This window comes from Microbacterium horticulturae (assembly GCF_029094505.1).
Lineage (GTDB): Bacteria > Actinomycetota > Actinomycetes > Actinomycetales > Microbacteriaceae > Microbacterium > Microbacterium horticulturae.
On sequence record NZ_CP119108.1, the window covers coordinates 3159510 to 3183169 of the forward strand.

The window sequence follows — 23660 nt, forward strand, 5'->3', positions numbered from 1 at the left end:
CTCCAGAGATGAGGATACGCGCGGGGCGGCGCAAGCACGCCGCCCCGCGCGTTCCGTGGTTGTTACTGACCCAGACCCTTGGTCTGCGCCTGGACGAGCGCGTCCTGGAACGTGCCGGCGTCCTTGGTCGAGACGAACTGCCCGATCGCCGAGGTGATGTCGTTCAGCCACGACACCTTCACCGCGGCGCCGTGCGCCAGCGAGCTGACGACGGTGTCTTTCGCGAACGATGCCATGGCACCCTGCTGGTACACCGGGTAGTCGGCGGGGTCGGCGTCGGTGCGCGCCGGGATCGAGCCCTTCGCCAGGTTGAACGCCTTCTGCCCCTCGGCCGAGCTGATCGTCTTCAGCCAGTTCTTCGCGCCTGCGGCGTGCGGAGCGCCCACCGGGAGCGTGAACGAGTCGGCGAGGAAGTCGAACGTGCCGTCGGTGCCCGGCGTCGGCCAGGTGGTGTACTCCTTGCCGTACGTCATGCCCTTGGCGTCGAACTCGGCCAGCGCCCAGTCACCCATGACGTTGTAGGCCGCGGTGCCGTCGACCACCATGTCGGTGGCCACGGGCCAGTCCTGCCCGGTGCCGTCGGTGTTCGCGAAGCTCAGCAGCTTCGTGTAGTAGTTGATCGCCGTGGTGACATCGGCCGAGTCGAACTTGGTCGTGCCGTCCCACAGGCCCTGGTAGCCGTCGGCGCCGAGCACCGAGAGCAGCACGTTCTCGAACAGCTGCACCTGCGTCCAGTCGGTCGCAACCGACAACGGGGTCTCGACCCCGTTGTCCTTGAGCTTCTGCATATCAGCCAGCCACGCGTCGAGGTCGGCAGGGGCGACCTTCGGGTCGATGCCCGCCTTGGTCAGCAGGTCGGTGTTGACCCAGGTGACGTTCGCGCGGTGGATGTTGCTGGGCACCGAGTAGATCTTGCCGTCGACGGTCAGGCGGTCCAGCAGCGTGGACGGGAAGACGTCGGTCAGCCCGTTCTCGTCGTAGAAGCCGCTGAGGTCTTCGATCTTCTTGGCCTCGATGTAGTCGGTGAGCTCGGCTCCGGCGTGGGCCTGGAACGAGTCCGGCGGGTTGTTCGCCTTCAGCCGCGACGCGAGCGCGTTCTTCGCGTTCGAGCCGGCACCGCCGGCGACGGCTGCGTTGACGAACTTGGTGTTCGGGTACTGCTCGTTGAACACCTTGACGAGCGCGTCGAGACCGGCCTTCTCCGACCCCGATGCCCACCAGGTGAACACCTCGACCTGGCTGTCGTCGTTCGCGCTGTCGCCGTTGTCGCCGTTGTCGCTGGAACCGGAGCAGCCGGCGAGTGCGAGACCGGCGACCGCCAGCCCCGCGACTGCTGCAAGTGCTTTGCGCATGTGATCCTCCGTTGGATGTTGTTCAGCCCGCATTTCGCCGGCTGAATGCTATGAAATCTGAAAACGTTGCCAGACGCAAGACGAGACCGCATGACCCGCCCGTGATGTGACCTAATCGTGATGGGGAGGCAGCTCGCCCGAGCCGCGCTCGACGAGGCGCGTGCCGAGGATGATGCGCTGGGTGGGACCGCTTCTGCCGTCGATGCGGCTGAGCAGAAGATCCGCCGCCGCCGCGCCGATTGCCACCGGGTCCTGAGCGATCGTCGTAGTGGGCGGATCCATGAGTTCGGCGAGGTCGAAGTCATCGAAGCCGACGAGTGCCAGGCGGGAGCCCAGCAGCCGCTGTGCACCCAGGAGCGCCCGCGTCGTGCGCCCGTTCGTAGAGAAGATCGCGGTCGGCGGGTCGGGCAGACGGGAGAGCTCGAGCAGCGCCTCGGCGCAGACGTTGACGTCGTCTTCGACCGAGACGACGAGCGCGCGATCGGAGGGCAGACCGAGCCGCCTGAGCGCCTGATAGTACCCCGCCTCGCGGCGCACGGACGTGTAGCGACCGCTCTCGTGTGCGAAGCACGCGATGCGCCGGTGACCGGCGCCGTACAGGTGCTCGACCGCCGAGACCGCGCCTCCCTCATTGTCGACGAGGACCAGGTCGGCTGTCACATGGTCGCTCGGCGGCTGGTCCACGAAGACGACCGGGGTGCCGGTCTGCTCCTGGAGAAAGCCCAGGTCGCTGCCCTCGGGAGCGACGAGGATGAGCCCGTCGAGGCTGCGGCGCAGCAGGCGCCTGATCACGCGCTCGGCCTCGTCTGCGGCATCCGTCACCGATGTCACCAGCACCACGAGGTCACGCTCACGAGCCCGCTCCTCCACGCCCTTGATCAGCGCCGAGAAGAACGGGTCGGAGATGTTGGTGACCACCATGCCGACCGTGGCCGACGACCCCGTGCGCAGCGTGTGCGCGGAGTCGTTGCGGCTGAAGTTGAGCTCGCGCACGGCCTTCTCGACCGCGCGGACCTTTGCGGCGGCGACACCGCCCTTGCCCGAGACGACGCGTGACACGGTCGACAGACCCACGCCGGCACGCGCGGCGACGTCTTTCATCGTCGCGCGGCGGGGCGCTTTGTCGAGCGTCGGTTCGTCTTCCATGGCGGTCCGATCTGGCGCGTTTTCGGCAACGTTACCAAACCAGCGCCGCCAGGCGCGACGCGAGTCGACACATCCTCCAGACGTAGTGAACTTCCGGTTCACACGCGAAGGCATCGCACGCACTCACCTCTTGATGTCGTGAGCGCATCAAGAGGTGAGGCGACGCCACAGTTGCATTCGGCTGTGTGAACCGGAAGTTCAATGCACTTTCAGACCACCGCGTGATGGCCCGATCGGCGAGACGGTGCGCGTCGGCGTGCTGGCAGAGCATCCCGCCAGGGCCGGAGCAGACGGGCGGGCCGTTACTGCGGTTCGAGCCCCAGGTCGTCGAGGTCGATCGCGGCCAGCCACTGCAGCCCGGCCGCCTCCACGGCGGCCTGCGCGCCGGTCTTGCGGTCGACGATCACCGCGACGGCGACCGGCTCGGCGCCCTCGCGCCGCAACACCTCGACCGCTTTGAGGGCCGACTGACCGGTGGTCGAGGTGTCTTCGAGCACGACGACGCGCTTGCCCGCGACATCCGCCCCCTCGATCTGGCGGCCCCGGCCGTGATCCTTCGGCTCCTTGCGCACGACGAACGCGTCGAGCGGCCGGTCCGTGCGCACCGACTCGTGCATCACGGCGTTCGCGATCGGGTCGGCGCCGAGGGTCAGCCCGCCGACAGCGACGATGCCGTCGACCTCGCGGATCAGGTCGTGCATGATGCGCCCGATCGCGGGCGCCGCGCGGTGATCAAGCGTGAGCTTGCGCATGTCGACGTAGTACGTCGCCTTCTTGCCGCTCGACAGCGTGAAGTCGCCGTGGAACACGGCCTCGTCGGTGATCAGGCCGATGAGAGTCTGGCGGTCGGCTTCGAGCGCGGGCGTGGAGGCGGCGGTCATGCGAAGAAGTCTACGGGGCGGGATGCCGCGGCCCGCTGCCGACGACCTCGCGAAACAAGGTACGACCTCGCGAAACAAGGTACGACCTCGCGAAACAAGGTACGACCTCGCGAAACAAGGTACGACCTCGCGAGATGAGGTGCGACCTCGCGAAACAAGGTACGACCCCGCGAGAAGGGCACAGGGCACAGGGCCGTCCTATAGTCGGTCGCAGAGACCCGACCCGATCACGGAGCATCCATGCGTCTTGGCATCGTCGCCGAACACCGCGGGGAGACGCGCGTCGCCGCAACCCCGATCACCGTCGAGAAGATCCGCAGGCTGGGCTACGACGTCGTCGTCGAGCGCGGGGCGGGAGCGGCATCCAGCTTCCCCGACTCTGCCTACGCCGCTGCCGGCGCCGCGCTCGTCGATACCGCCGAGGCGTGGGCGGCCGACGTCGTGCTGAAGGTCGCTGCCCCCACCGACGACGAGATCGCCTTGCTGCGCCCGGGCGCGGTGCTCGCCGCTCTGCTGAGCCCCGCGCACAGCCCCGAGCTGCTCGAAAGGCTCGCCGCCCGCGGGGTGACTGCCCTCGCCCTCGACGCCGTGCCGCGCATCTCGCGCGCGCAGTCGATGGACGTGCTCAGCTCGATGACCAACATCGCCGGCTACCGCGCCGTCATCGAGGCCGCACACGAGTTCGGCCGCTTCTTCACCGGGCAGGTGACAGCGGCCGGCAAGGTGCCGCCCGCGAAGGTGCTGGTCGCCGGAGCGGGCGTCGCGGGCCTGGCCGCCATCGGCGCCGCCTCGAGCCTGGGCGCCGTCGTGCGCGCCACCGATCCGCGCCCCGAGGTCGCTGATCAGGTCGCCTCGATCGGCGGCCATTATCTGGCGGTGGATGCCGCGGTGGAGCAGTCCACGGACGGCTACGCGAAGGCCACGAGCGAGGCGTACGACAGGCGCGCCGCCGAGATCTACTCCGAGCAGGCGCGCGACGTCGACATCATCATCACGACGGCGCAGATCCCCGGGCGCACGGCGCCGCGCCTGATCACCGCGGCCGATGTCGCGAGCATGAAGCCCGGCAGCGTCATCGTCGACATGGCCGCGGCCCAGGGCGGCAACGTCGAGGGATCGGTGGCCGACGAACGGATCGTCACCGACAACGGCGTCATCATCCTCGGCTACTCCGACCTCGCGCGGCGTCTGCCGACGCAGGCCTCGCAGCTGTACGGCACGAACCTCGTCAATCTGCTGGCGCTGCTCACGCCAGACAGGGACGGGCAGCTGACCGTCGACGACGACGACGTCGTGCAGCGCGCTGTGACCGTCACCCGCGACGGCACGGTGACCTGGCCTCCGCCGGCCGTCTCGGTGTCGGCCACGCCGGCTCCCAAGCCCGCGCCGGAGGCGGCGGCCGCGGCATCCACCCCTCCCGAGAAGCGACCGATGTCGCGCACCGCGCGAGGAGGCCTGATCGCCCTGGGCATGGCCGCCCTCTTCGCAATCTGCGCGTTCGCGCCGCCGCCGCTGCCCGAGCACTTCCTCGTGCTGACACTGTCGGTCGTCGTCGGCTTCTACGTCATCGGCAACGTCACGCATGCGCTGCACACGCCGCTCATGAGCGTGACCAACGCGATCAGCGGCATCATCATCGTCGGCGCGATGATGCAGCTGACGGTGCCGAGCGTCGCCGTGCAGATCCTCGCCGCGGTGGCGGTGCTCGTCGCCAGCATCAACGTGTTCGGCGGCTTCGCCGTCACGCGCAGGATGCTGTCGATGTTCGTCAAGGGACCGCAGAGGTGACCGCGGCAGCAGTGGCCGGGGCCGTCGCAGGCGCGGCGTACATCGTCGCCGCCCTCCTGTTCATCCTGAGCCTGGCCGGTCTCAGCAAGCACGAACGCGCCCGCGGCGGCGTCGTCTACGGCATGATCGGCATGGCCACAGCCCTGCTCGCGACGCTGTGGCTCATGATCGCAAACGCGTGGGGGGAACCGAACGCGATGCTCGGGCTGATCCTGCTCGTGGTGGCGGTCGTGGTGGGGGCTGCGATCGGCCTGTACAAGGCGCGCACCGTGAAGATGACCGGGATGCCGGAGCTCATCGCCCTCTTCCACAGCTTTGTCGGCGCTGCCGCCGTTCTCGTCGGGTGGAACGGGGCGCTGCGCGACGAGGGCGTGGCAGCGAACCTGCTCGGCATCCATCACGCCGAGGTGTTCATCGGGGTGTTCATCGGCGCCGTGACCCTCACCGGCTCGGTCGTCGCCTACCTCAAGCTGTCGGCGAAGATGTCTTCTCGCCCGCTCATGCTGCCCGGCAAGAACGCCCTGAACATCGGCGCGATCGTCGTCTTCATCGCTCTGACCGCCTGGTACGTGATCACGCCGCAGCTGTGGCTGCTGGTGGTCGTGACGATCCTCGCGCTCGCGCTGGGCTGGCACCTGGTCGCCTCGATCGGCGGCGGCGACATGCCCGTGGTCATCTCGATGCTCAACAGCTACTCGGGATGGGCGGCGGCCGCCGCCGGCTTCCTTCTCAACAACGACCTACTCATCGTGACCGGCGCGCTCGTCGGGTCGTCGGGTGCTTATCTGTCGTACATCATGTGCAAGGCCATGAACCGCTCGTTCATCTCGGTGATCGCCGGCGGCTTCGGCATCGCCCCACCGGCCTCTGGTGACGAGGAGCAGGGCGAGCATCAGGAGACGGATGCCGCATCTGTGGCGCACATGCTGGAAGCGGCCTCCACCGTCGTCATCACCCCCGGGTACGGCATGGCCGTCGCCCAGGCGCAGTCGGCGGTCGCCGACCTGGCGCGCCGCCTGATCGAACGGGGCGTGCAGGTACGGTTCGGCATCCATCCCGTCGCCGGGCGTCTGCCCGGGCACATGAACGTGCTGCTGGCCGAGGCGAAGGTGCCGTACGACATCGTGCTCGAGATGGACGAGATAAACGACGACCTGGCCGACACCGACGTGGTGCTGGTGATCGGCGCGAACGACACGGTGAACCCGGCCGCCGCCGAAGACCCGGGCTCGCCCATCGCGGGCATGCCGGTGCTGCGGGTGTGGGAGGCCCGTCAGGTCGTCGTGTTCAAGCGCTCGATGGCGTCGGGATACGCAGGCGTGGCGAATCCCCTGTTCTTCCGCGACAACGCATGGATGCTGTTCGGCGACGCGAAGGAGCGGGTGCAGGACATCCTTGTCGCGCTGTGAGGTGCACGCACGCCGCGCTGTGCCTTCAACATGCTGAAATGGCCCAGAGGTACCCCCCGAGCGATGCAGCGCACACTTCAGCATGTCGACGACACCTGCCACCACTTCGTCGACAATCGAACGACCGGAGCGAGCGGGTACCGTGGGCGACAGGACTGCGACGAAGGAGGACGCGATGTTCGAGTACGACCCGTATGCGGAGCTTGCACGGCTGAAGGACTTCCCCCGGATGACGCTCACGAGCGCCGACTTCGCGGAGGGCGAGGCGCTGCCGAAGGAGTGCTGGGGCTCAGGCATGGGCGGTGCCGACCGCTCACCGCAGCTGAGCTGGTCGGGAGCACCCGAGGGCACCCGCAGCTTCGCGGTGTCGTGCTTCGACCCCGACGCGCCGACCGGTTCGGGCTTCTGGCACTGGGCCGTCTACGACATCGATCCGTCGACGACCGAGCTCGCCGCGAACGCGGGCGACGGCGGGGCCGGGTCGCTACCGGCCGGGGCGGTCACGCTGCCGAACGAGGCGCGCGTCGAGCACTACATCGGCGCCGCTCCCCCGCAGACCACGGGCGTGCACCGCTACTTCTTCGTCGTCGACGCGCTCGACGTCTCACACCTCGACCTCGCGCCCGGGTCGACGCCGGCGGTGCTCGGCTTCAATCGGCACTTCCACGCACTGGCGCGCGGGATCCTGGTGGGCACCGCCTCGAGCGACTGACCGCACGGGCACCCTGGTCAAAGTCATATGAAAATGTCTCGTGCACATCAAACTGCGGGACGGTTTGATGTGCACGAGACAAATCCATATGAATCCGGCGGGGTGAGCACGGCGGAGACTCGCTCGCGGCATCCCTCGCCGTCCTGAGCATGTCGGTGGACGGCCGTAGGCTGGACGCATGCGCCTGGCCACCTGGAACGTGAACTCGATCCGCGCCCGCGTCGCCCGCACCGTGGAGTTCGCCGTGCGTGAAAACGTCGACGTGCTCGCGATGCAGGAGATCAAGTGCCGGCCCGACCAGTTTCCGTACGGGCCGTTCGAAGACGCCGGCTACGAGGTGCACGCGCACGGGCTGAACCAGTGGAACGGCGTGGCCATCGCCAGCCGGCTGCCCGTCGATGACGTGCAGACCGCGTTCGACGGCATGCCCGGGTTCGCGAAGGGAATGGAAGGCCCCGACCGGCCGCTCGAGGCCCGTGCGATCGGCGCATTGGTCGACGGCGTCCGCGTCTGGAGCCTGTATGTGCCGAACGGTCGCAGTCTCAACGACCCGCACTACCTGTACAAGCTCGACTGGCTCGCCGCCCTCCGCGGGCACGTGCAGGCCGAACTCGCCCGCGACCCGCACCTGCCGATGGCGCTCGTGGGCGACTTCAACATCGCACCGACGGATGCCGACAACGGCGACCCCGCGGTCGTCGAGGGCGTCTCCACCCACGTGTCACCGCGCGAGCGCGAGGCCTTCCACGCGCTCGAAGAGGCCGGGCTGGCCGACGTCGTGCGGCCGCTCGTGCCCGCAGGGTTCACGTACTGGGACTACAAGCGGCTGCGCTTCCCCCGCAACGAGGGCATGCGCATCGACTTCATCCTCGGGTCGCCGGCCTTCGCCGATGCCGTGACCGGGGCATCGATCCACCGCGAAGAGCGCAAGGGCGAGATTCCCAGCGACCACGTGCCGGTCGTCGTCGACACCGACTTCCGGGCCGACGACGACGATGACGTGCCGATGATCTTCGGCTGACGGTGGCCTGCTGACGGCCGCCGCCTTCACCCCTCCGCGGGCCGCCGGGCGGCGAGCATATCGGCCAGCGCCGCGCGCACGCGTCCGATGGGCTCGCTGCCGCGCGAGGCCGCACGCGTCGCCGCGAACAGCTCGCGCACCGGCGAGCCCGGCAGGTCGATGCTGCGCACCCCGTGCCGGTCGCCGGTCCACACGAGATCGGGCAGGATCGCCACGGCCTGACCGCTGGCGACCATGCTGATGTGCACGCCCAGGTCGGTGGCCTCGAAACGGACGTCGGGCTCGAACCCCGCCTGACGGCACTGCTGCACCGCCCACTGGCGCACGGCGGTGCCGGCGGGCTCCATGATCCAGGCCGCGTCCGCGAGATCCCCGATGCTCATCGCCGTCGATGCGGCAGGAACGGCGAGCCGCACCGGATCGGTGCCCAGCAGCGTGCGGTCGACGGTGGCATGCAGCTCGCGCGTGTGGCCGGGGTACTGCTCGGCCACGACGAGGTCGAAGCTGCGTGCCGCGAGCTCGACGAGCGCCTCCTCGGGCGACATCTCGCGCATCTCCACGCGGATCTCGGGAGTGGATGCCGAAAGCTCTGCCAGCGCGCGCGGCACGAGCGCCTCGGCAGCCGTGGCCATCGCGGCGATGCGCACCGTGACCTGACCGGACTGCGCAGAACGCAGTGCCTCGCGGGCAGCCTCGTCGAGCTCGAGCACTCGGACCGCGTGCTCGGCCAACAGTCGCCCGTGCGGTGTGAGCCTCACGCGCCGTCCGTCAGGCTCAAGAAGCGGGACGCCGGCTTCGCGCTCGAGGACGCTGAGCTGTTGCGAGACGGTGGAAGGGCTGTACGACAGCCGCGCCGCGACGTCGGCGATCGTGCCGCGCTGCGCGAGTTCGGCAAGCAGACGCAATCGTCGCAGCTCGAACACGCGTCAGCCTTTCGTCGATGATGCCGAACGATCCCCGCCACGAGGAGTCGATTCTCATGATAGGTCGCGCTCTCCGCGTGCACAGCGTCGGGGATCTTCGGTGACGCGCCGTGCACGGCGGTGGGGCGCGGCCGTGCACGGCGGTGGGGCGCCGGCGTGTCGGGCAAGATCCCCGACGCCCTGCACGGGGACACGCGGTGGAGAGCGACTGTCGGTGGGGTGCGCAAAGAAGGAGGGCCGGGATGCGGCATCCCGGCCCTCCTTGTCAAGAAGCAGTCGTCAGGCGGCCGCCGACTCGTCGCTCGCGGTCACGTCGACGTAGCGGTCGATGAGCGCGACGAACGCGTCGAGGTACGCGCGCAGGAAGGCGGCCGTCCCCTCGTTCGAGACCTCGCCGTCGTCGCCGAACAGGCCTGGAACGGCCTGGATGTAGCCCTCGGGCTGGCCGAGCGTGGGCGCGTTGTAGTGGCTGAGGATCGCCTTGAGGTGCTGCTGTGCCGCGGCGGTCGAGATCGCGCCGCCCGAGGTGCCGATGACAGCGGTCGGCTTGCCGTCGAACGAGCCCTGTCCGTACGGACGCGATGCCCAGTCGAGCGCGTTCTTGAGAACACCCGGGATCGACCGGCTGTACTCGGGAGTCACGATGATCACACCGTCGACGTCGGCGATGGCCTGCTTGAAGTCACGCGCCACCTGCGGGTAGTCGCCGTCGTGGTCGGGCGAGTAGAACGGCAGGTCTTTGATGGTGATCTCGACGAGCTCGACGCCGGCCGGGGCGAGGGCGGCGAGCGCCTTCGCGAGCTTGCGGTTGAGCGAGGTCGACGAGATGCTGCCGACGATGTAGCCGATCGTGTACTGGGGCACGGTTGAGCGTCCTTCTGTTCTGGGAAACGGGCGCCCCGGGTCGGGCGCCCCGCGAACAGTCAATCCGATGTTCCTATGATGTATTCCCGCGAATGGTGTTGTTCCCGATCTCCGCCGGCCGGGGGAGGCACCCGGGGCGGTTCCCTCCTACGGTGGAGGGATGCGCGTGGAAACCCGCCTGCAGCGACAGGACATCGCCCTCGCCGCCGCGATCGGCATCGGCACGATCATCAGCGCGGCGCTCGGCATGGTCGCCGGCATCTACGGCGGCCAGCAGGCGCCGATGTGGGCGGCCGTGGTCTACGCCGTCGTGCTCGCCGCGGCCATCGCCGTGCGGCGTCGCCGGCCCGGCACGGTCGCCGTCATCACCGCGACCTCGTACTTCGCGGCCGTCACCTGGCACGTGCCCGAGCTGTACGCCGGCAACATCGCGATGTTCATCGGCTTCTACACGGTCGGTGCGATCTCATCCGATCGCCGCCGCGCTTTCTGGGTGCGCGCGGGCATCACGCTCGGCATGTTCGTCTGGCTCCTGACGGTCACATTCATCGAGTCGACCCATCCCGCCGACGACTCGCTCTCGCGTGCCGGAGCGTTCTCGCCGTTCGTCGCGTATGCGCTGCTGAACATCCTGGTCAACGCGCTGTACTTCGGCGGCGCCTACCTCTTCGGCGAGCGCGCGTGGGCGGCCGCCCGGCAGCGCCGCGCCCTCGAGGAGCGCACGGCCGAACTCGAGCGCGAGCGCGAACGCACCGCGGCGCAGGCCGTCGCCCTCGAGCGGGTGCGCATCGCCCGCGAGCTGCACGATGTCGTCGCCCACCACGTCTCGCTCATGGGGGTGCAGGCCGGGGCCGCGCGCGCCGTGATGGACAAAGACCGGGATGCCGCATCCCGCACCCTCGGCCAGGTCGAGGGCTCCGCCCGCGACGCGCTGCGCGAACTGCGGCAATTGCTGGAGACCCTGCGCTCGGACGGCGACGCCGACGCGCCCAGCACCGTGGGCCTGGCCGGGCTCGCGGATCTCGTCGCCGAGTCGGCGTCGGCGGGGCTGCCCGCGACGCTCACCGTGATCGGCGAGCCACACCCGGTGCCCGACACCGTGCAGGTCTCGCTCTACCGCATCGCGCAGGAGGCCCTGACCAACGCGCGCAGACATGCGGGGCGGGATGCCACGGCCGACCTGCGACTGCGATACGACGACGCCGGCATCGAGGTGGAGATCACCAACACCGGCCGCCGCGTCACCCGCGTGGGCCGGGGCCTCGGCCTGGTCGGCATGCGCGAGCGCGCCCTCGCGGTCGGCGGCACGGTCGAGGCGCGACCGCGCGAGCGCGGTGGGTTCCTGGTGCGTGCGACGGTGCCGCTCGTCTCCGGGGAGCTCGTGATGACGGGGGATGCCGGTGCCTGAGCCATTGCGCGTGCTGCTCGTCGACGACCATGCCATGATGCGGGCGGGGTTCCGGCTGATCCTCGAGGCGGCCGACGACATCGACGTGGTCGGCGAGGCCTCCACCGGCACCGAGGGCGTCGCGGCGGCGGCCCGGCTGCAGCCCGATGTCATCTGTATGGACGTGCAGATGCCCGACATGGACGGCCTCGAGGCGACCCGCCGCATCGTGGCCGACCGCGAGCTCGGCGCGGCCGTGCTGATCGTGACGACCTTCGACCGCGACGACTACCTCTTCGAGGCGCTCACGGCGGGCGCGGCCGGATTCCTGCTGAAGAACGCCGGACCCGAAGAGCTCGTGCGCGCGGTGCGCGTGGCCGCCGCCGGCGACGCCCTGCTCTCGCCCGAGGTCACGCGCCGGGTGATCGCGCGCTTCACCGCCGACGGGGCCGCGAGTGCGGCATCCACCCCCTCCGCCCCTGTTCCGCAGTCACCTTCTGCAACCGCCCGCGACCCGCAGAAACCGACTGCTGAACACGCCGGGCCCGCACCCGCGCCGGTCGACCTCACCGAGCGCGAGGCCGAGGTACTGCGGCTGATGGCCGATGCGCTCAGCAACGCCGAGATCGCGCGGCGCCTGTTCATCGGCGAGGCCACGGTGAAGACGCACGTGTCGAACGTGCTGGCCAAGCTCGGTGCCCGCGACCGGGTGCAGGCCGTCGTGCTCGCCTATCGGCGCGGGCTCGCCTGAGCGCGGCTCCTCCCCCGCCAGGCGGAGAGCGCGAAACCCGTCGCGCGGGGGATGCCGCGGCATCCCGCCCTCCGTAGCGTGGAAGCACACCGAACGAGGAGGACAGATGCTCGAACTGCGCGGCATCACCAAGAGCTACGGCGGCCGCCGGGTGCTCGACGACGTCGGGTTCGACGTCGCGCCGAAGCGGCTGACGGGGTTCGTCGGCGGCAACGGCGCCGGCAAGACCACGACGATGCGCATCGCCCTGGGCGTGCTCGAGTCCGAGGGCGGCCAGGTGCAGCTCGACGGCGCACCGATCTCCGACGGCGACCGGCGGCGCTTCGGGTACATGCCCGAAGAGCGCGGCCTGTACCCGAAGATGAAGGTCGCCGAGCAGATCGCCTACCTCGCGCGCCTGCACGGCTATTCGAAGGCGGATGCCGACCAGAACGCCACCGCTCTGCTCGAGCAGCTCGGACTCGGCGAGCGCCTGGACGACAAGGTCGAGACGCTGTCGCTGGGCAACCAGCAGCGCGCGCAGATCGCCGCGGCGCTCGTGCACGACCCCGAGGTGCTGATCCTCGACGAGCCGTTCTCGGGTCTCGATCCGCTGGCCGTCGACGTGGTCGCGGGGGTCTTGCAGGAGCGCGCAGCGCAGGGCGTGGCGGTGCTGTTCAGCTCGCACCAGCTCGACGTCGTCGAGCGCCTGTGCGACGACCTCGTCATCATCGCGGCGGGAACCATCCGCGCGGCGGGCTCGGCCGACGAGCTGCGCGCCGCGCACGCCGGGCACCGGTACGAGCTGCACACCTCGGGCGATGCCGGCTGGCTGCGCGACGAGCCGGGCGTTTCGGTCGTCGACTTCGCTGCAGGGTCGGCCGTGTTCGACGTCGACGACGACGAGACGGCCCAGCGCGTGCTGCGGCGGGCCGTCGACGGCTCGCACGTGAAGAGCTTTGCACCGCGGCATCCCACCCTCGCCCAGATCTTCAAGGAGGTCATCCAGTGAGCACCCCCGCATCGCCGACACTGGCACAGAGCGTCTGGCTCGTCGCCGAGCGCGAGATCGGTTCGAAACTGCGCAGCAAGGCGTTCGTCATCTCGACGCTGATCATGTTCGCCTTCGCCCTGGCGGGCGTCATCTGGGGCGGCTTCTCGGCGGCCAATCCGTCGCAGACGCCGGTGGCCGTGACGAGCCAGTCGGCGTCGGTCGTCTCGGGCATGTCGAATCTTGACGTCACCACCGCCGACTCGGCCGACGCCGCCATTGCGCTCGTGAAGAGCGGAGACGTGGATGCCGCCATAGTCCCCGACGCCGACAGCCCGGTGCAGGTGAAGATCGTGGCGAAGGACGCCATGCCGCAGGAGCTTGTCGCGGCGCTGAGCGTCTCGCCGCCCGTGCAGCTGCTCGATTCGAGCCCCGAAGACGCCCTGCTGCGCTACCTCGTCGCGATCGGCTTCGGAATCGTCTTCTTGCTGTCGGCGTCGATGTTCGGGTCGACGATCGCCCAGTCCGTCGTCGAAGAGAAGCAGACCCGCGTGGTCGAGATCCTCATCTCGGCGATCCCCGTGCGGGCCCTGATGGCCGGCAAGGTGATCGGCAACACTATCCTCGCGATGGCACAGATCATCGTGCTCGTCGCGATCGCGATCATCGGCCTGTCGGTCAGCGGTCAGAACGCGGTATTGGCGGGCCTGGGCGGACCGATGGTGTGGTTCGCGGTGTTCTTCCTGTTCGGGTTCATTCTGTTGGCGGCGCTGTTCGCCGGGGCGGCCGCCATGGTCTCGCGCCAGGAGGACATCGGGTCGACCACCATGCCGTTGACGATGCTGATCCTCGCGCCGTACATCCTGGTGATTCTGTTCAACGACAACCCCGTCGTGCTCACCGTGATGTCGTACGTGCCGTTCTCGGCCCCGGTGGCGATGCCGTTGCGCCTGTACCTCGGGTCGGCGCAGTGGTGGGAGCCGCTCGTGTCGCTCGTGCTGCTGGTCGTCACGTGTATCGCGGCGGTTCTGGTCGGGTCGAAGATCTACCGCAACTCGCTGCTGCGCATGGGTGCCCGCGTGAAGCTGGGCGAGGCTCTGAAGGCGTAGCGAGTGGATGCCGCGGGTCGGCGCGGCATCCACGGCGCCGCGCGGCCCCCGGGAAGATCGGCACCTCGAGCGGCGCACGCCCCCAGGCGAGACCGCACGCCCCAAGCGGGACCGCACCCTCCCGAATACGCATTGAACTTTCGGCTCACACAGCCCCTGCGGCGGTATGTGAGCCGGAAGTTCAATGCCGTTTTGGCCGGTGTCCCCTAAGCCCACTCAACGCTCAGCCGTCGGCGCCGGCGCCGCGCCGCAGACCTACCGCGGCTTGTGCCGTGCGCGGCTGAGCGCGTCGGCGGCGCGCACCAGCGCCAGGTGCGAGAACGCCTGCGGGGTGTTGCCGGCCTGCCGGCGGTTCTCGATGTCGTACTCCTCGGAGAGCATCCCGACGTCATTGACGAGGCCGCACAGCCGGTCCATCAGCGCACGCGCTTCGTCGAGGCGACCGGTGGCCGCGTACTGCTCGACGAGCCAGAACGAGCACGCGAGGAACGGATACTCCGCACCCGGAAGCCCGTCGACACCGGTCGCGTTGCGGTAGCGGCGCAACAGTCCGTGCTGCAGCAGGTCGCTCTCGATCTTCGTGACCGTCGCGAGCATGCGCGGGTCATCGGGTGCGCAGAACCCGACCTGGGGCAGGAGGAGCAGCGAGGCATCCACCTCCGTCGTGCCGTAGTACTGGGTGAAGTGCCCGTCGGTCACGCCGTGCTCGTCGATCTCGTTCTTGACCCGCGTGCGCAGCTCGCGCCATTTCTCGACCGGCCCCTCGAGTCCGTGCACCTCGACGGCGCGGACCGCCCGGTCGAACGTCGCCCACACCATCACCCGCGAGTGCGTGAACATGTGCGGCTCGCCGCGGATCTCCCACAGCCCGTTGTCGGGCCGATCGAGCTGTCGGGCGGCCTCGGCGACGAGCTTCTTCTCGAGCGGCCACGAGAACGCGGACTCGTTGAGCCCGGCATCCCGCGCCGCTGCCAGCGTCACGAGCACCTCGCCGATCACGTCCGCCTGATACTGCAGCGCCGCACCGTTGCCGACGCGCACCGGCGCCGAGTCTGCGTATCCGGGCAGGCTCGGCATCTCGCGCTCGGCCAGGTCGCGCTCGCCCGCGAGCCCGTACATGATCTGCAGATCGGCGGGGTCACCGGCCACCGCCCGCAGCAGCCACTCGCGCCAGTGCGCGGCGACCTTGATGAAGCCGTGGTCGAGCAGCGCCTCGAGCGTCAGCGCGGCATCCCGCAGCCACACGTACCGGTAGTCCCAGTTGCGCACACCACCGAAGTCCTCGGGCAGCGACGTCGTCACGGCCGCGGCGATGCCACCGGTGACGTGGTTGGTCAGCCCGCGCAGGATCAGCAGAGAGCGCACGACCTCGGGGCGATGCGGTCCATCGTGCACGATCTTGTCGGCCCACTCCTGCCACCAGGTGCGCGTGTGCTCGACGGCATCGTCGACATCGAGCCTCTCGGGTGGCTGGTGATGCGATGGGAACCACGTGAGCATCAGGTCGACGCTCTGCCCTTCGGCGACGGCGATCTTGCCGGTGTGGACGTGATCGGATGCCACGGCCCGCGCCCCGCGCAACACAATGGCATCGGGCCCGGCCATCGCCACCAGTTCGGGTGTCTCGTCGGTGCCGATCTGGCGCACCCACGGCATCGCCCGTGCGTAGTCGAAGCGCATGCGCAGGGTGTGGTCGAACTCGACCAGTCCCTTGATGCCGACGACCCGACGGACGATGTCGACGCGATCCTCGCCGACGCTGCCGTGCTTGCCGATCGGCATGATGTCGTGCACCTCGGCGACGCCGCTGGAGCCCTCCCAGCGCGTCACAAGAAGGAGCGTGTCGCCGTCGTACTGTCGGGTCGCCGTCGCCGTCGCGTCGACGGGGCGCAGGCCCCAGCATCCATGGTCTTCATCACCGAGCAGTGCACCGAACACCGAACCGGAGTCGAGTCTGGGCACGCAGAGCCAATCGATGCTGCCCTCGCGCGAGACCAGCGCGGCGGTGCGGCAATTGCTCAGGAGTGCGTAATCTTCGATGGGAATCGACATCGTCTCGAGTCTGTCACCGCAACCCCCATTGCGTCTGCACCCAGGCGGATTATCGTGAAGGCCATGCCGAAGACAACGACCTTCCTCATCTTCGGAGCGTCCGGCGACCTCACGTCGCGCCTGCTCCTTCCCGCGCTCGGCCAGCTGCTCAAGCGAGAGCCCGACCGACAGGTGGCCCTGCACGGGGCCGGCAGCGACGCGTGGAGCACCACTCGCTGGAACAAGACGGTGCACGACTCCTTCGCCTCGTCAGACACCGCCGACATGGTCGAACGGCTCGGCACGACGACCTACACCCAGGCTGACATCACCAAGGCCGCCGATCTGAAGAGGCTGCTTGAAGACATCGACGGCCCGCTCGTCATGTACTTCGCGGTGCCTCCGGCGGTCACCGTCGCCGCGTGCGAAGCGATGCAGCAGCTGTCGCTGCCCGACGACACCGTGCTCGCCCTCGAGAAGCCCTTCGGCGGTGACGAGGCCGGCGCGCGCGAGCTGAACGCCACGTTGACGACACTGGTGCCTGAGAACCACATCTTCCGGGTGGATCACTTCCTCGGTCGGTCGACACTGCTCAACATCCTGGGTGTGCGGTTCGCGAACCGGCTCATCGAGCCGGTGTGGTCGGCCGACCACGTCGCGTCGGTGCTCGTGCGCTACGACGAGTCGCTCGCGCTCGAGGGCCGCGCCCGGTACTACGACAAGGCCGGCGCGATGATCGACATGATCCAGAGCCATCTGCTGCAGGTGCTCGCCGTGCTCGCGATGGAGGAGCCCGTCGACCTCGATGAGATCGACCTGCGCGACGCCAAGAGCGCGGCGCTGCGCGCGACGCACATCTGGGACGACAACGCCGCGAGGAACTCGCGCCGCGCCCGGTACACGGCGGGCACGATCGGCGACCGGACGCTGCCGTCGTACGTCGATGAGGACGGCGTGGATCCGTCGCGCGAGACCGAGACGCTCGCCGAGATCGTGTGCGAGGTGCGCACCTCGCGCTGGGCGGGCGTGCCGTTCACCCTGCGCAGCGGCAAGGCGCTGGGCGAGAAGACCGCCGAGATCGTCGTCACCTTCAAGCCGGTGCGGCACATCCCCGACGGGCTCACCGGCCAGCCGGCCGACGGCGGCGTGCTGCGCATCGGTTTGAGCCCTGACCGCATCGAGCTCGTGCTCAACGTCAACGGCGGTGACGACCCGTTCGCGCTGCGCCGCGAGTCGCTGTCGACGAAGATCGGCAAGAGCACGCTGCTGGCCTACACCGAGGTGCTCTCGCAGCTGCTCGACGGCGATGTCGCCCTGTCGGTGCGGGCGGATGCCGCGGAGGAGTGCTGGCGCATCATCCAACCCGTCCGCGACGCATGGGCACGCGGCGAGGTGCCCCTCGAGACCTACCCCGCCGGCTCGACCGGCCCCGCGGATTGGGCGACATCGCAGATCTGAGCCACCGGCGCGGCACGGATCCGGCATCCCCGTTCAGAACTCATCCGATCTGTGCGCATTACCGCAGGAACCCGCCGCTTCGCACTGCGCGCCGCGCAGATGAGCTGAGTTCTGCGCGCCGCAAGCGGTCGCGCGCACGGCGCCGCGCCCTGGGGCCCGAGCCCTGGTGCCCGAGACGCGACGGCCCTCTCCGCGAGAACACGCTTGTGCACGCATTTTTCGCGTTGAGGCGTGCACAAGCGTGTTCTCGCGGAGGGAGGGGAGGGGTGGATGCCGCGGCCCAAGCCGCGCGCCCAAGCCCGAGCCACGCGCCCAAACCGGAGCCGTGCGCCCAAGCCCGAGCCGCGCGCCCACCCCGGATCAGTCGATGAGCTCAGCCTCGATCACGTCGTCGCCCGACCCCGCGGCCGGACCTGACGACGTCAGCACCAGCTGCGAGTCGTCGGCCGCGACATCCACCCGCACGACGTCGCCGTCGTGCACATTGCCCGACAGCAGCGCCATGGCCAGCCGATCCTGGATCTCGCTCTGGATGAGCCGCCGCAGCGGACGGGCGCCGAACGCCGGGTCGTATCCGCGTCGGGCGAGCCACGCACGCGCGTCGGGCGTGACCGCGAGGGTCAGCCGCCGCTCGTGCAGTCGCTTCTGCAGCTGGTCGACCGACAGCTCGACGATCTGGGCGAGGTCGTCCTCGGAGAGCGCCTGGAACATCACGATGTCGTCGAGCCGGTTCAGGAACTCGGGCCGGAACGCCGAGCGCACCAGGTTCATGACCTGCTCGCGCTTCTGGTCGGTCGACAGCAGCGGGTCGATGAGGATCGGCGAGCCGATGTTGCTGGTCAAGATCAGGATGACGTTCTTGAAGTCGACCGTGCGCCCCTGGCCGTCGGTCAGCCGCCCGTCGTCGAGCACCTGCAGCAGCACGTCGAACACCTCGGGGTGCGCCTTCTCGACCTCGTCGAGCAGCACGACCGAGTACGGACGACGCCGCACGGCCTCGGTCAGCTGGCCGCCCTGCTCGTACCCGATGTATCCCGGAGGGGCACCGACCAGACGCGAGACCGAGTGCTTCTCGCCGTACTCCGACATGTCGATGCGCACCATGGCGTGCTCGTCGTCGAAGAGGAACTCGGCCAGGGCCTTCGCCAGTTCGGTCTTGCCGACACCGGTCGGGCCCAAGAACAGAAACGAGCCGGTCGGACGGTTCGGGTCGCTGATGCCGGCGCGCGAGCGGCGCACCGCGTCGGAGACGGCCTTCACGGCCTCCTTCTGTCCGATCAGGCGCTTGCCCAGCTCCGACTCGAGGTGCAGCAGCTTCTCGCTCTCGCCCTGCAGCAGACGCCCCACGGGAATGCCCGTCCACGAGGCGATCACGGCGGCGATGTCGTCGTCGGTCACCTGCTCGTTGACCATGCGCGGTTCGGTCGGCTGCTCTTCGGCCTGCTCCGCCTCGGCCAGCTGCGCCTGCAGCTTCTTGATCGTCTCGTACTCCAGGCGTGACGCCTTGGCGTAGTCGGCCTCGCGCAGGGCGCGGTCGCGGTCGATCGTGGCCTGGTCGAGCTGCTTCTTCAGCTCGCCGACGCGATTCAGGCTCGCACGCTCCTTCGCCCAGCGCGCTTCGAGACCCTCGAGCTCTTCCGAGGCCACCGCCATCTGCTCGCGCAGCTTCGCCAGGCGCTCCTTCGAGGCCTCGTCCTTCTCCTTCTTCAGGGCCAGCTCTTCGAGCCGCATCCGGTCGACCGACCGCTTGAGCTGGTCGATCTCGACAGGGCTCGAGTCGATCTCCATCTTCAGCCGACTCATCGCCTCGTCGATCAGGTCGATGGCCTTGTCGGGCAGCTGGCGACTCGGGATGTACCGATGGGAGAGGGATGCCGCAGCCACGAGTGCGCTGTCGCTGATGGTCACCCCGTGGTGGGCCTCGTACCGGCCCTTGAGGCCACGCAGGATCGCAATCGTGTCTTCTACACTGGGCTCGCCGACGTACACCTGCTGGAAGCGGCGCTCCAGCGCGGCATCCTTCTCGATGAACTCACGATATTCGTCGAGTGTCGTGGCTCCGATGAGGCGCAGCTCACCGCGAGCGAGCATGGGCTTGAGCATGTTGGATGCTGCGACCGAACCCTCGCCGCCGCCGGCGCCCATGAGCACGTGCAGCTCGTCGATGAAGGTGATCACGCGCCCCTCGGACTCGGTGATCTCTTTGAGCACGCTCTTCAGGCGCTCCTCGAACTGGCCGCGGTACATGGCACCGGCCACGAGCGCAGAGATGTCGAGCGCGATCAGCTCTTTGTCCTTCAGGGATTCGGCGACGTCGCCGGCGACGATGCGCTGCGCGAGACCCTCGACGACGGCGGTCTTGCCGACGCCCGGTTCGCCGATGAGGACGGGGTTGTTCTTCGTGCGCCGGGTCAGCACCTGGCTCACGCGGCGGATCTCGCTGTCTCGCCCGATGACGGGGTCGAGCCCGCCCTGGCGGGCACGGTCGGTGAGATTGATGCCGAACTGTTCGAGGGGGCTCTGCTGCTCCTCCTGTCCGGCCTGGGCTTGTGCGTTCATGTGTCTCCTTGAAACCTGCGGGACTCACGTCGTTTTAAAACTTGAGTCGTTCTGGCTCAAGTTTACCAGCGGGTGGATGTTGCGGCAAGGGGTGCCGAACGCGGTTCCAACTCCCTTGTCCTCGCCCATTTGGTAAGGAAAAATGGAGCCAGAAAGGATTTTCATGCCTACTGCCACAATGACCAGCAAGGGACAGATCACCGTTCCGAAGGAGGTGCGCGACGACTTGAAGCTCGTCGCGGGCTCGCGCGTGATGTTCGTCAAGCTGCCGAACGGGCGCTACACGATCGTGCCGAAGACCGGGTCGATCATGGACCTCGCGGGCGTGCTCTACAACCCCGACCAGCCGCCCATCTCGATCGAGCAGATGAACGATGACATCGCGGATGCTGCAGCGGAGCACGTGATGCGGAGCATGCAGAGGTGATCGGTCTCGATGCCTCGCTGACCGGCCTCGACACGAATGTCCTGGCACGATTCTTTGTTCGCGACGATCCGGCACAGTACGAAGCCGCTGCGGCCGTCATCGCAACGCTCACTCCCGACAGCCCCGGACTGGTCACACACGTGAGTCTCGCTGAGTTGTCGTGGACACTCGCGCGAACGTACAAGATGTCGAAGGAAGCGCGCCTCGCGATCGTGCGCGCTCTGATCCAGGCGGACGAGATCGAGTTCGAAGACGGCGAGGGCGTCGTGCGTGCACTCGCCCTCGCCGAAGACGGCGCGGACTTCGCCGACGCCCTGATCGCGACGACGATGACGTTGTTCGGCACCGATCGCGTCGTGACCTTCGACAAGGCCGCCGCCCAGCACCTCGGCTGGGAGCTGCTCGCCTGACAGCGATGCCGTCTGTCGACCGCCTCAGAACGATGACCGAAGCCATGAGGAGGCCAGCTGTGGTGGCCGCCTCACTCGGCGCGCTCATCACCGGCTCGCTCTCGTGATCACCTGATCGAAGCCGGCCCGCAGCAGCTCAGCGCCGAGAGGCGCCGAGCTTGGTCACGACATCGAGCAGCGTCTCGGCCGAGCGCGGCCAGCTGAACTGCGCGATGTGATCGGCACCGGCTGCGACGATGGCGCCTCGCGCCGAGGCGTCGTCGAGCGCGGCCACCGCCGTCGCAAAGCCCGCGGGGTCTTCGGCATCGACGTACAGCGCGCCGGGTCCGGCGACCTCGTGGAAGATCTCGAGGTCGCTGACCACCGCCGGCACACCCATCGCCAACGCCTCGGCGATCGGCAGGCCATAGCCCTCGTCGAGACTCATCGTCACGAGCACCGCGCGGTCGGCCAGCAGGCGGGCGTACTCGGCGTCGGTCACGCCGCCGTGGAACACGACCTCGGCACCGGCGGGGATGAGCGTCTCGAGCTCGGCGCGCCTTGCCGGAGTGATGCGGCTGAGCAGATGCAGCGTGCGGCCGGGCAGTCGCGCCATGCCCCGGATGAGCGTCTCGACGTTCTTGTACGGCATGAACGAGCCCATGTACACGAGATTGCGAGCTCCACCGATGGTCTGGACGCCCTCGGGCAGGAGTGTGCGCAGCTGCTGCGGCGCATCGGGCACCACGACGACGGGGCGTTTGGTCAGCCGCACCTGCGCAAACTGCCGTTTACTCGTCTTGCTGACGGTGGCGATCACATCGGCGGCGTTCAGCGTCAGGCGCTGCGGAGCGTACGACAGGTGGAACAGCCGCCACCCCAGCCGCACGAACGCGGGAAGGTCGCGCGGGGGTGTGCGGTGCCGGTAGTAGATCATGTCGTGCAGGGTGAGGACCAACGAGAAGCGTCGCCCGACCGTGCCCATCGTCTGCATCGGCGAGAACACGACGTCGGGCTTGTGCCGGTTCAGGATCAGCGCGGTCAGCGGTTCGCGCAGGGCGGTGGGCGCATGGATCTTCAACACCCGCGCACCGTCGGGCAGCAGCATCCTCTGCCGTTCGTCCCAGATGAGGAAGACGACGTCGACCCCTCGCTCGGGCGCCTGCGCGAAGACCGCGGCGGCGAGGTCGGCGGAGTACCGGCTGATGCCGTCATGGAAGTCGGTGCGGATGTAACGGGCGTCGAAGAACAGGCGCATTACAGCGGGTCGCCCCGATAGAGCTTCTCGAAGGTGTCGAGCGTGTTCTGGATGTCGTGGATCTCGACGCCGTCCAGCGAGGCGCGCTGCATCCGCAGGTACTCGGCATCGTCGGCGGTGAGTACTGTGCGGATGCGGTCGGCGAGAGCATCGACGTCGCCGGGCGGGAAGAGATAGCCGTTCTCACCGTCATGGATGAGGTGCGGCAGCGCCACCGCGTCGGCGCCGATGATCGGCAGGCCCGAGGCCATGGCCTCCATCGTCGCGATCGACTGCAGCTCGGCAATCGACGAGATCACGAACACATCGGCGCGCGAGTACGCGGCACGCAGTTCGTCTTCGGGCACCTTGCCGTAGAACGTCACGCGGTCGGCGATGCCGAGCTTGGCCGCCAGCTGCTCGAGCCGGTGCCGCTGGTCTCCCCCACCGACGACGTCGTACACGACGTCGAGCTCAGGCACGAGCTTCGCGATCGCCTGCAGCGTGACATCCACGTGCTTCTCGGTGGTGAGCCGGCCGACGAACAGCACCCGGCGGTGCTCGCGCGGGCTGAGATCAGGGGTGTAGTTCGCCTTGTCGATGCCGCAGCTGATCGGGATCACGCCGTGGATGTCGATCGTCGACTCGAGGAAGTCGGCGGCCTTGCGCGTCGGCGTGGTCACCGCGCGCGCCATCTTGAGAGTGCGCTCGGCGTCGTCCCAAGCGAGTTTGAGGAACACCTTGTCGAGCAGGGGCGGCAGCGTCGTGAAGTCGATGATGTTCTCGGCCATCACGTGGTTGGTGGCGATGATCGGGATGCCGCGCTTACGCGCTTCGCGAGCGAGCCCGCGCCCGATCACGATGTGCGACTGGATGTGCACCACGTCAGGTTTGACCTCGTCGAGCACCCTGCGGGCATAGTGCTTGCTCAGCCACGGCAGCACGAAGGTGAGCCAGTCGTGCGGATACCAGCGCCACGACGGCAGCCGGTGCACGGTGATCGGCTGACCCTCGATCCGCTCGACGAACGTGCCGCGGTTGCGGTGGCCGTTGCTGGGGGCGGAGACGTGGACGTCATGACCGCGCGCGGCCAGCCCCGCAGCGAGGCGCTCGGCGAACCGGGCGGCTCCGTTCACATGCGGAGTGAAGGTGTCTGCGCCGATCAGGATCGTCAGCGGACGCGCGGGTGCGGCGGGAGTCACGGTGAAGTGGGTGCCTCTCTCTGCTTGACGCACGGCGGTGGCCG

Annotated in this window: 20 protein-coding genes; 11 read left to right on the forward strand and 9 right to left on the reverse strand. The window is 68.7% G+C overall.

The genetic code is table 11. The features are described from left to right. Positions 1–62 precede the first annotated feature (62 nt). The 3 genes from PU630_RS14975 to pyrE all read right to left on the reverse strand — a co-directional run bounded on the left by PU630_RS14975 (position 63) and on the right by pyrE (position 3379). Positions 63–1352: an ABC transporter substrate-binding protein gene (locus PU630_RS14975; protein WP_275277857.1), complete on the reverse strand. Its 1290-nt coding sequence runs from the start codon at positions 1350–1352 to the stop codon at positions 63–65. 111 nt (positions 1353–1463) lie between these two features. Next, the gene (locus PU630_RS14980) at positions 1464–2498 is read right to left on the reverse strand and encodes a LacI family DNA-binding transcriptional regulator (protein WP_275277858.1); all 1035 of its coding nucleotides are present in this window, start codon (positions 2496–2498) and stop codon (positions 1464–1466) included. A gap of 302 nt (positions 2499–2800) precedes the next feature. Continuing rightward, complete coding sequence (gene pyrE / locus PU630_RS14985) at positions 2801–3379, reverse strand: orotate phosphoribosyltransferase (RefSeq protein WP_275277859.1); 579 nt, start codon at positions 3377–3379, stop codon at positions 2801–2803. A gap of 240 nt (positions 3380–3619) precedes the next feature. Here pyrE and PU630_RS14990 point away from each other — a divergent pair, with 240 nt between their 5' ends. The 4 genes from PU630_RS14990 (at position 3620) to PU630_RS15005 (ending at position 8309) form a co-directional block, all read left to right on the forward strand. Then, the gene (locus tag PU630_RS14990; RefSeq protein WP_275277860.1) at positions 3620–5167 is read left to right on the forward strand and encodes a Re/Si-specific NAD(P)(+) transhydrogenase subunit alpha; all 1548 of its coding nucleotides are present in this window, start codon (positions 3620–3622) and stop codon (positions 5165–5167) included. After that, positions 5164–6576 carry a Re/Si-specific NAD(P)(+) transhydrogenase subunit beta gene (pntB, locus tag PU630_RS14995; protein ID WP_275277861.1) on the forward strand — a complete coding sequence of 471 codons (1413 nt, stop codon included), beginning with the start codon at positions 5164–5166 and terminating at the stop codon, positions 6574–6576. The genes PU630_RS14990 and pntB overlap by 4 nt, the downstream gene beginning before the upstream one ends. 142 nt (positions 6577–6718) lie before the next feature. After that, the gene (locus tag PU630_RS15000) at positions 6719–7288 is read left to right on the forward strand and encodes a YbhB/YbcL family Raf kinase inhibitor-like protein (protein WP_428981962.1); all 570 of its coding nucleotides are present in this window, start codon (positions 6719–6721) and stop codon (positions 7286–7288) included. Between the two features lie 178 nt (positions 7289–7466). Beyond that, positions 7467–8309: an exodeoxyribonuclease III gene (locus tag PU630_RS15005; protein WP_275277862.1), complete on the forward strand. Its 843-nt coding sequence runs from the start codon at positions 7467–7469 to the stop codon at positions 8307–8309. A gap of 26 nt (positions 8310–8335) precedes the next feature. Here PU630_RS15005 and PU630_RS15010 read toward each other — a convergent pair whose 3' ends face one another. Both PU630_RS15010 and PU630_RS15015 read right to left on the reverse strand, forming a co-directional pair. Continuing rightward, complete coding sequence (locus PU630_RS15010) at positions 8336–9232, reverse strand: LysR family transcriptional regulator (protein WP_275277863.1); 897 nt, start codon at positions 9230–9232, stop codon at positions 8336–8338. Between the two features lie 279 nt (positions 9233–9511). Next, positions 9512–10096 carry an NADPH-dependent FMN reductase gene (locus tag PU630_RS15015; RefSeq protein ID WP_275277864.1) on the reverse strand — a complete coding sequence of 195 codons (585 nt, stop codon included), beginning with the start codon at positions 10094–10096 and terminating at the stop codon, positions 9512–9514. A gap of 160 nt (positions 10097–10256) precedes the next feature. Between PU630_RS15015 and PU630_RS15020 the strand changes: the two genes are divergently transcribed. The 4 genes from PU630_RS15020 to PU630_RS15035 all read left to right on the forward strand — a co-directional run bounded on the left by PU630_RS15020 (position 10257) and on the right by PU630_RS15035 (position 14313). Then, on the forward strand, positions 10257–11504 hold the full coding sequence (locus tag PU630_RS15020) for a sensor histidine kinase (protein WP_275277865.1): 1248 nt from the start codon (positions 10257–10259) through the stop codon (positions 11502–11504). Beyond that, complete coding sequence (locus PU630_RS15025) at positions 11491–12234, forward strand: response regulator (protein ID WP_275277866.1); 744 nt, start codon at positions 11491–11493, stop codon at positions 12232–12234. Before PU630_RS15020 ends, PU630_RS15025 begins: the two co-directional genes overlap by 14 nt. Before the next feature lie 106 nt (positions 12235–12340). Continuing rightward, complete coding sequence (locus tag PU630_RS15030; protein WP_275277867.1) at positions 12341–13225, forward strand: ABC transporter ATP-binding protein; 885 nt, start codon at positions 12341–12343, stop codon at positions 13223–13225. Beyond that, positions 13222–14313 (forward strand): ABC transporter permease, encoded by a 1092-nt coding sequence (locus PU630_RS15035; protein WP_275277868.1) that lies wholly within the window; start codon positions 13222–13224, stop codon positions 14311–14313. The genes PU630_RS15030 and PU630_RS15035 overlap by 4 nt, the downstream gene beginning before the upstream one ends. A 255-nt stretch (positions 14314–14568) precedes the next feature. On the opposite strand, the gene PU630_RS15040 is transcribed toward PU630_RS15035, so the two are convergent. After that, entirely contained in the window at positions 14569–16365 is a 1797-nt protein-coding gene (locus PU630_RS15040; protein WP_275277869.1) for a glycoside hydrolase family 15 protein, read from the reverse strand. Between the two features lie 63 nt (positions 16366–16428). On the opposite strand from PU630_RS15040, the gene PU630_RS15045 reads away from it, so the two are divergent. Next, positions 16429–17802 (forward strand): glucose-6-phosphate dehydrogenase, encoded by a 1374-nt coding sequence (locus PU630_RS15045; RefSeq protein ID WP_275277870.1) that lies wholly within the window; start codon positions 16429–16431, stop codon positions 17800–17802. A 360-nt stretch (positions 17803–18162) separates the two neighbouring features. Here PU630_RS15045 and PU630_RS15050 read toward each other — a convergent pair whose 3' ends face one another. Next, a complete protein-coding gene (locus PU630_RS15050) occupies positions 18163–20361 on the reverse strand; it encodes an ATP-dependent Clp protease ATP-binding subunit (RefSeq protein ID WP_275277871.1) in 2199 nt (732 codons plus the stop codon). Positions 20362–20524: 163 nt separating this feature from the next. Here PU630_RS15050 and PU630_RS15055 point away from each other — a divergent pair, with 163 nt between their 5' ends. Next, entirely contained in the window at positions 20525–20788 is a 264-nt protein-coding gene (locus PU630_RS15055) for an AbrB/MazE/SpoVT family DNA-binding domain-containing protein (RefSeq protein ID WP_275277872.1), read from the forward strand. Next, a complete protein-coding gene (locus PU630_RS15060) occupies positions 20785–21198 on the forward strand; it encodes a type II toxin-antitoxin system VapC family toxin (protein WP_275277873.1) in 414 nt (137 codons plus the stop codon). Before PU630_RS15055 ends, PU630_RS15060 begins: the two co-directional genes overlap by 4 nt. A 136-nt stretch (positions 21199–21334) precedes the next feature. Here the strand turns inward: PU630_RS15060 and PU630_RS15065 are convergent, their stop codons facing one another. Both PU630_RS15065 and PU630_RS15070 read right to left on the reverse strand, forming a co-directional pair. After that, positions 21335–22435 carry a glycosyltransferase family 4 protein gene (locus tag PU630_RS15065; protein ID WP_275277874.1) on the reverse strand — a complete coding sequence of 367 codons (1101 nt, stop codon included), beginning with the start codon at positions 22433–22435 and terminating at the stop codon, positions 21335–21337. Beyond that, the gene (locus PU630_RS15070; RefSeq protein WP_275277875.1) at positions 22435–23616 is read right to left on the reverse strand and encodes a glycosyltransferase; all 1182 of its coding nucleotides are present in this window, start codon (positions 23614–23616) and stop codon (positions 22435–22437) included. Before PU630_RS15070 ends, PU630_RS15065 begins: the two co-directional genes overlap by 1 nt. Between the last annotated feature and the right edge of the window lie 44 nt (positions 23617–23660).

Bases quoted from the DNA above. Each gene is read 5' to 3' on its own strand.
- PU630_RS14975 (WP_275277857.1), bottom strand. From the start codon at position 1,352: ATGCGCAAAGCACTTGCAGCAGTCGCGGGGCTGGCGGTCGCCGGTCTC.
- PU630_RS14980 (WP_275277858.1), bottom strand. From the start codon at position 2,498: ATGGAAGACGAACCGACGCTCGACAAAGCGCCCCGCCGCGCGACGATG.
- pyrE (WP_275277859.1), bottom strand. From the start codon at position 3,379: ATGACCGCCGCCTCCACGCCCGCGCTCGAAGCCGACCGCCAGACTCTC.
- PU630_RS14990 (WP_275277860.1), top strand. From the start codon at position 3,620: ATGCGTCTTGGCATCGTCGCCGAACACCGCGGGGAGACGCGCGTCGCC.
- PU630_RS15005 (WP_275277862.1), top strand. From the start codon at position 7,467: ATGCGCCTGGCCACCTGGAACGTGAACTCGATCCGCGCCCGCGTCGCC.
- PU630_RS15020 (WP_275277865.1), top strand. From the start codon at position 10,257: ATGCGCGTGGAAACCCGCCTGCAGCGACAGGACATCGCCCTCGCCGCC.
- PU630_RS15025 (WP_275277866.1), top strand. From the start codon at position 11,491: ATGCCGGTGCCTGAGCCATTGCGCGTGCTGCTCGTCGACGACCATGCC.
- PU630_RS15030 (WP_275277867.1), top strand. From the start codon at position 12,341: ATGCTCGAACTGCGCGGCATCACCAAGAGCTACGGCGGCCGCCGGGTG.
- PU630_RS15040 (WP_275277869.1), bottom strand. From the start codon at position 16,365: ATGTCGATTCCCATCGAAGATTACGCACTCCTGAGCAATTGCCGCACC.
- PU630_RS15045 (WP_275277870.1), top strand. From the start codon at position 16,429: ATGCCGAAGACAACGACCTTCCTCATCTTCGGAGCGTCCGGCGACCTC.
- PU630_RS15050 (WP_275277871.1), bottom strand. From the start codon at position 20,361: ATGAACGCACAAGCCCAGGCCGGACAGGAGGAGCAGCAGAGCCCCCTC.
- PU630_RS15055 (WP_275277872.1), top strand. From the start codon at position 20,525: ATGCCTACTGCCACAATGACCAGCAAGGGACAGATCACCGTTCCGAAG.
- PU630_RS15065 (WP_275277874.1), bottom strand. From the start codon at position 22,435: ATGCGCCTGTTCTTCGACGCCCGTTACATCCGCACCGACTTCCATGAC.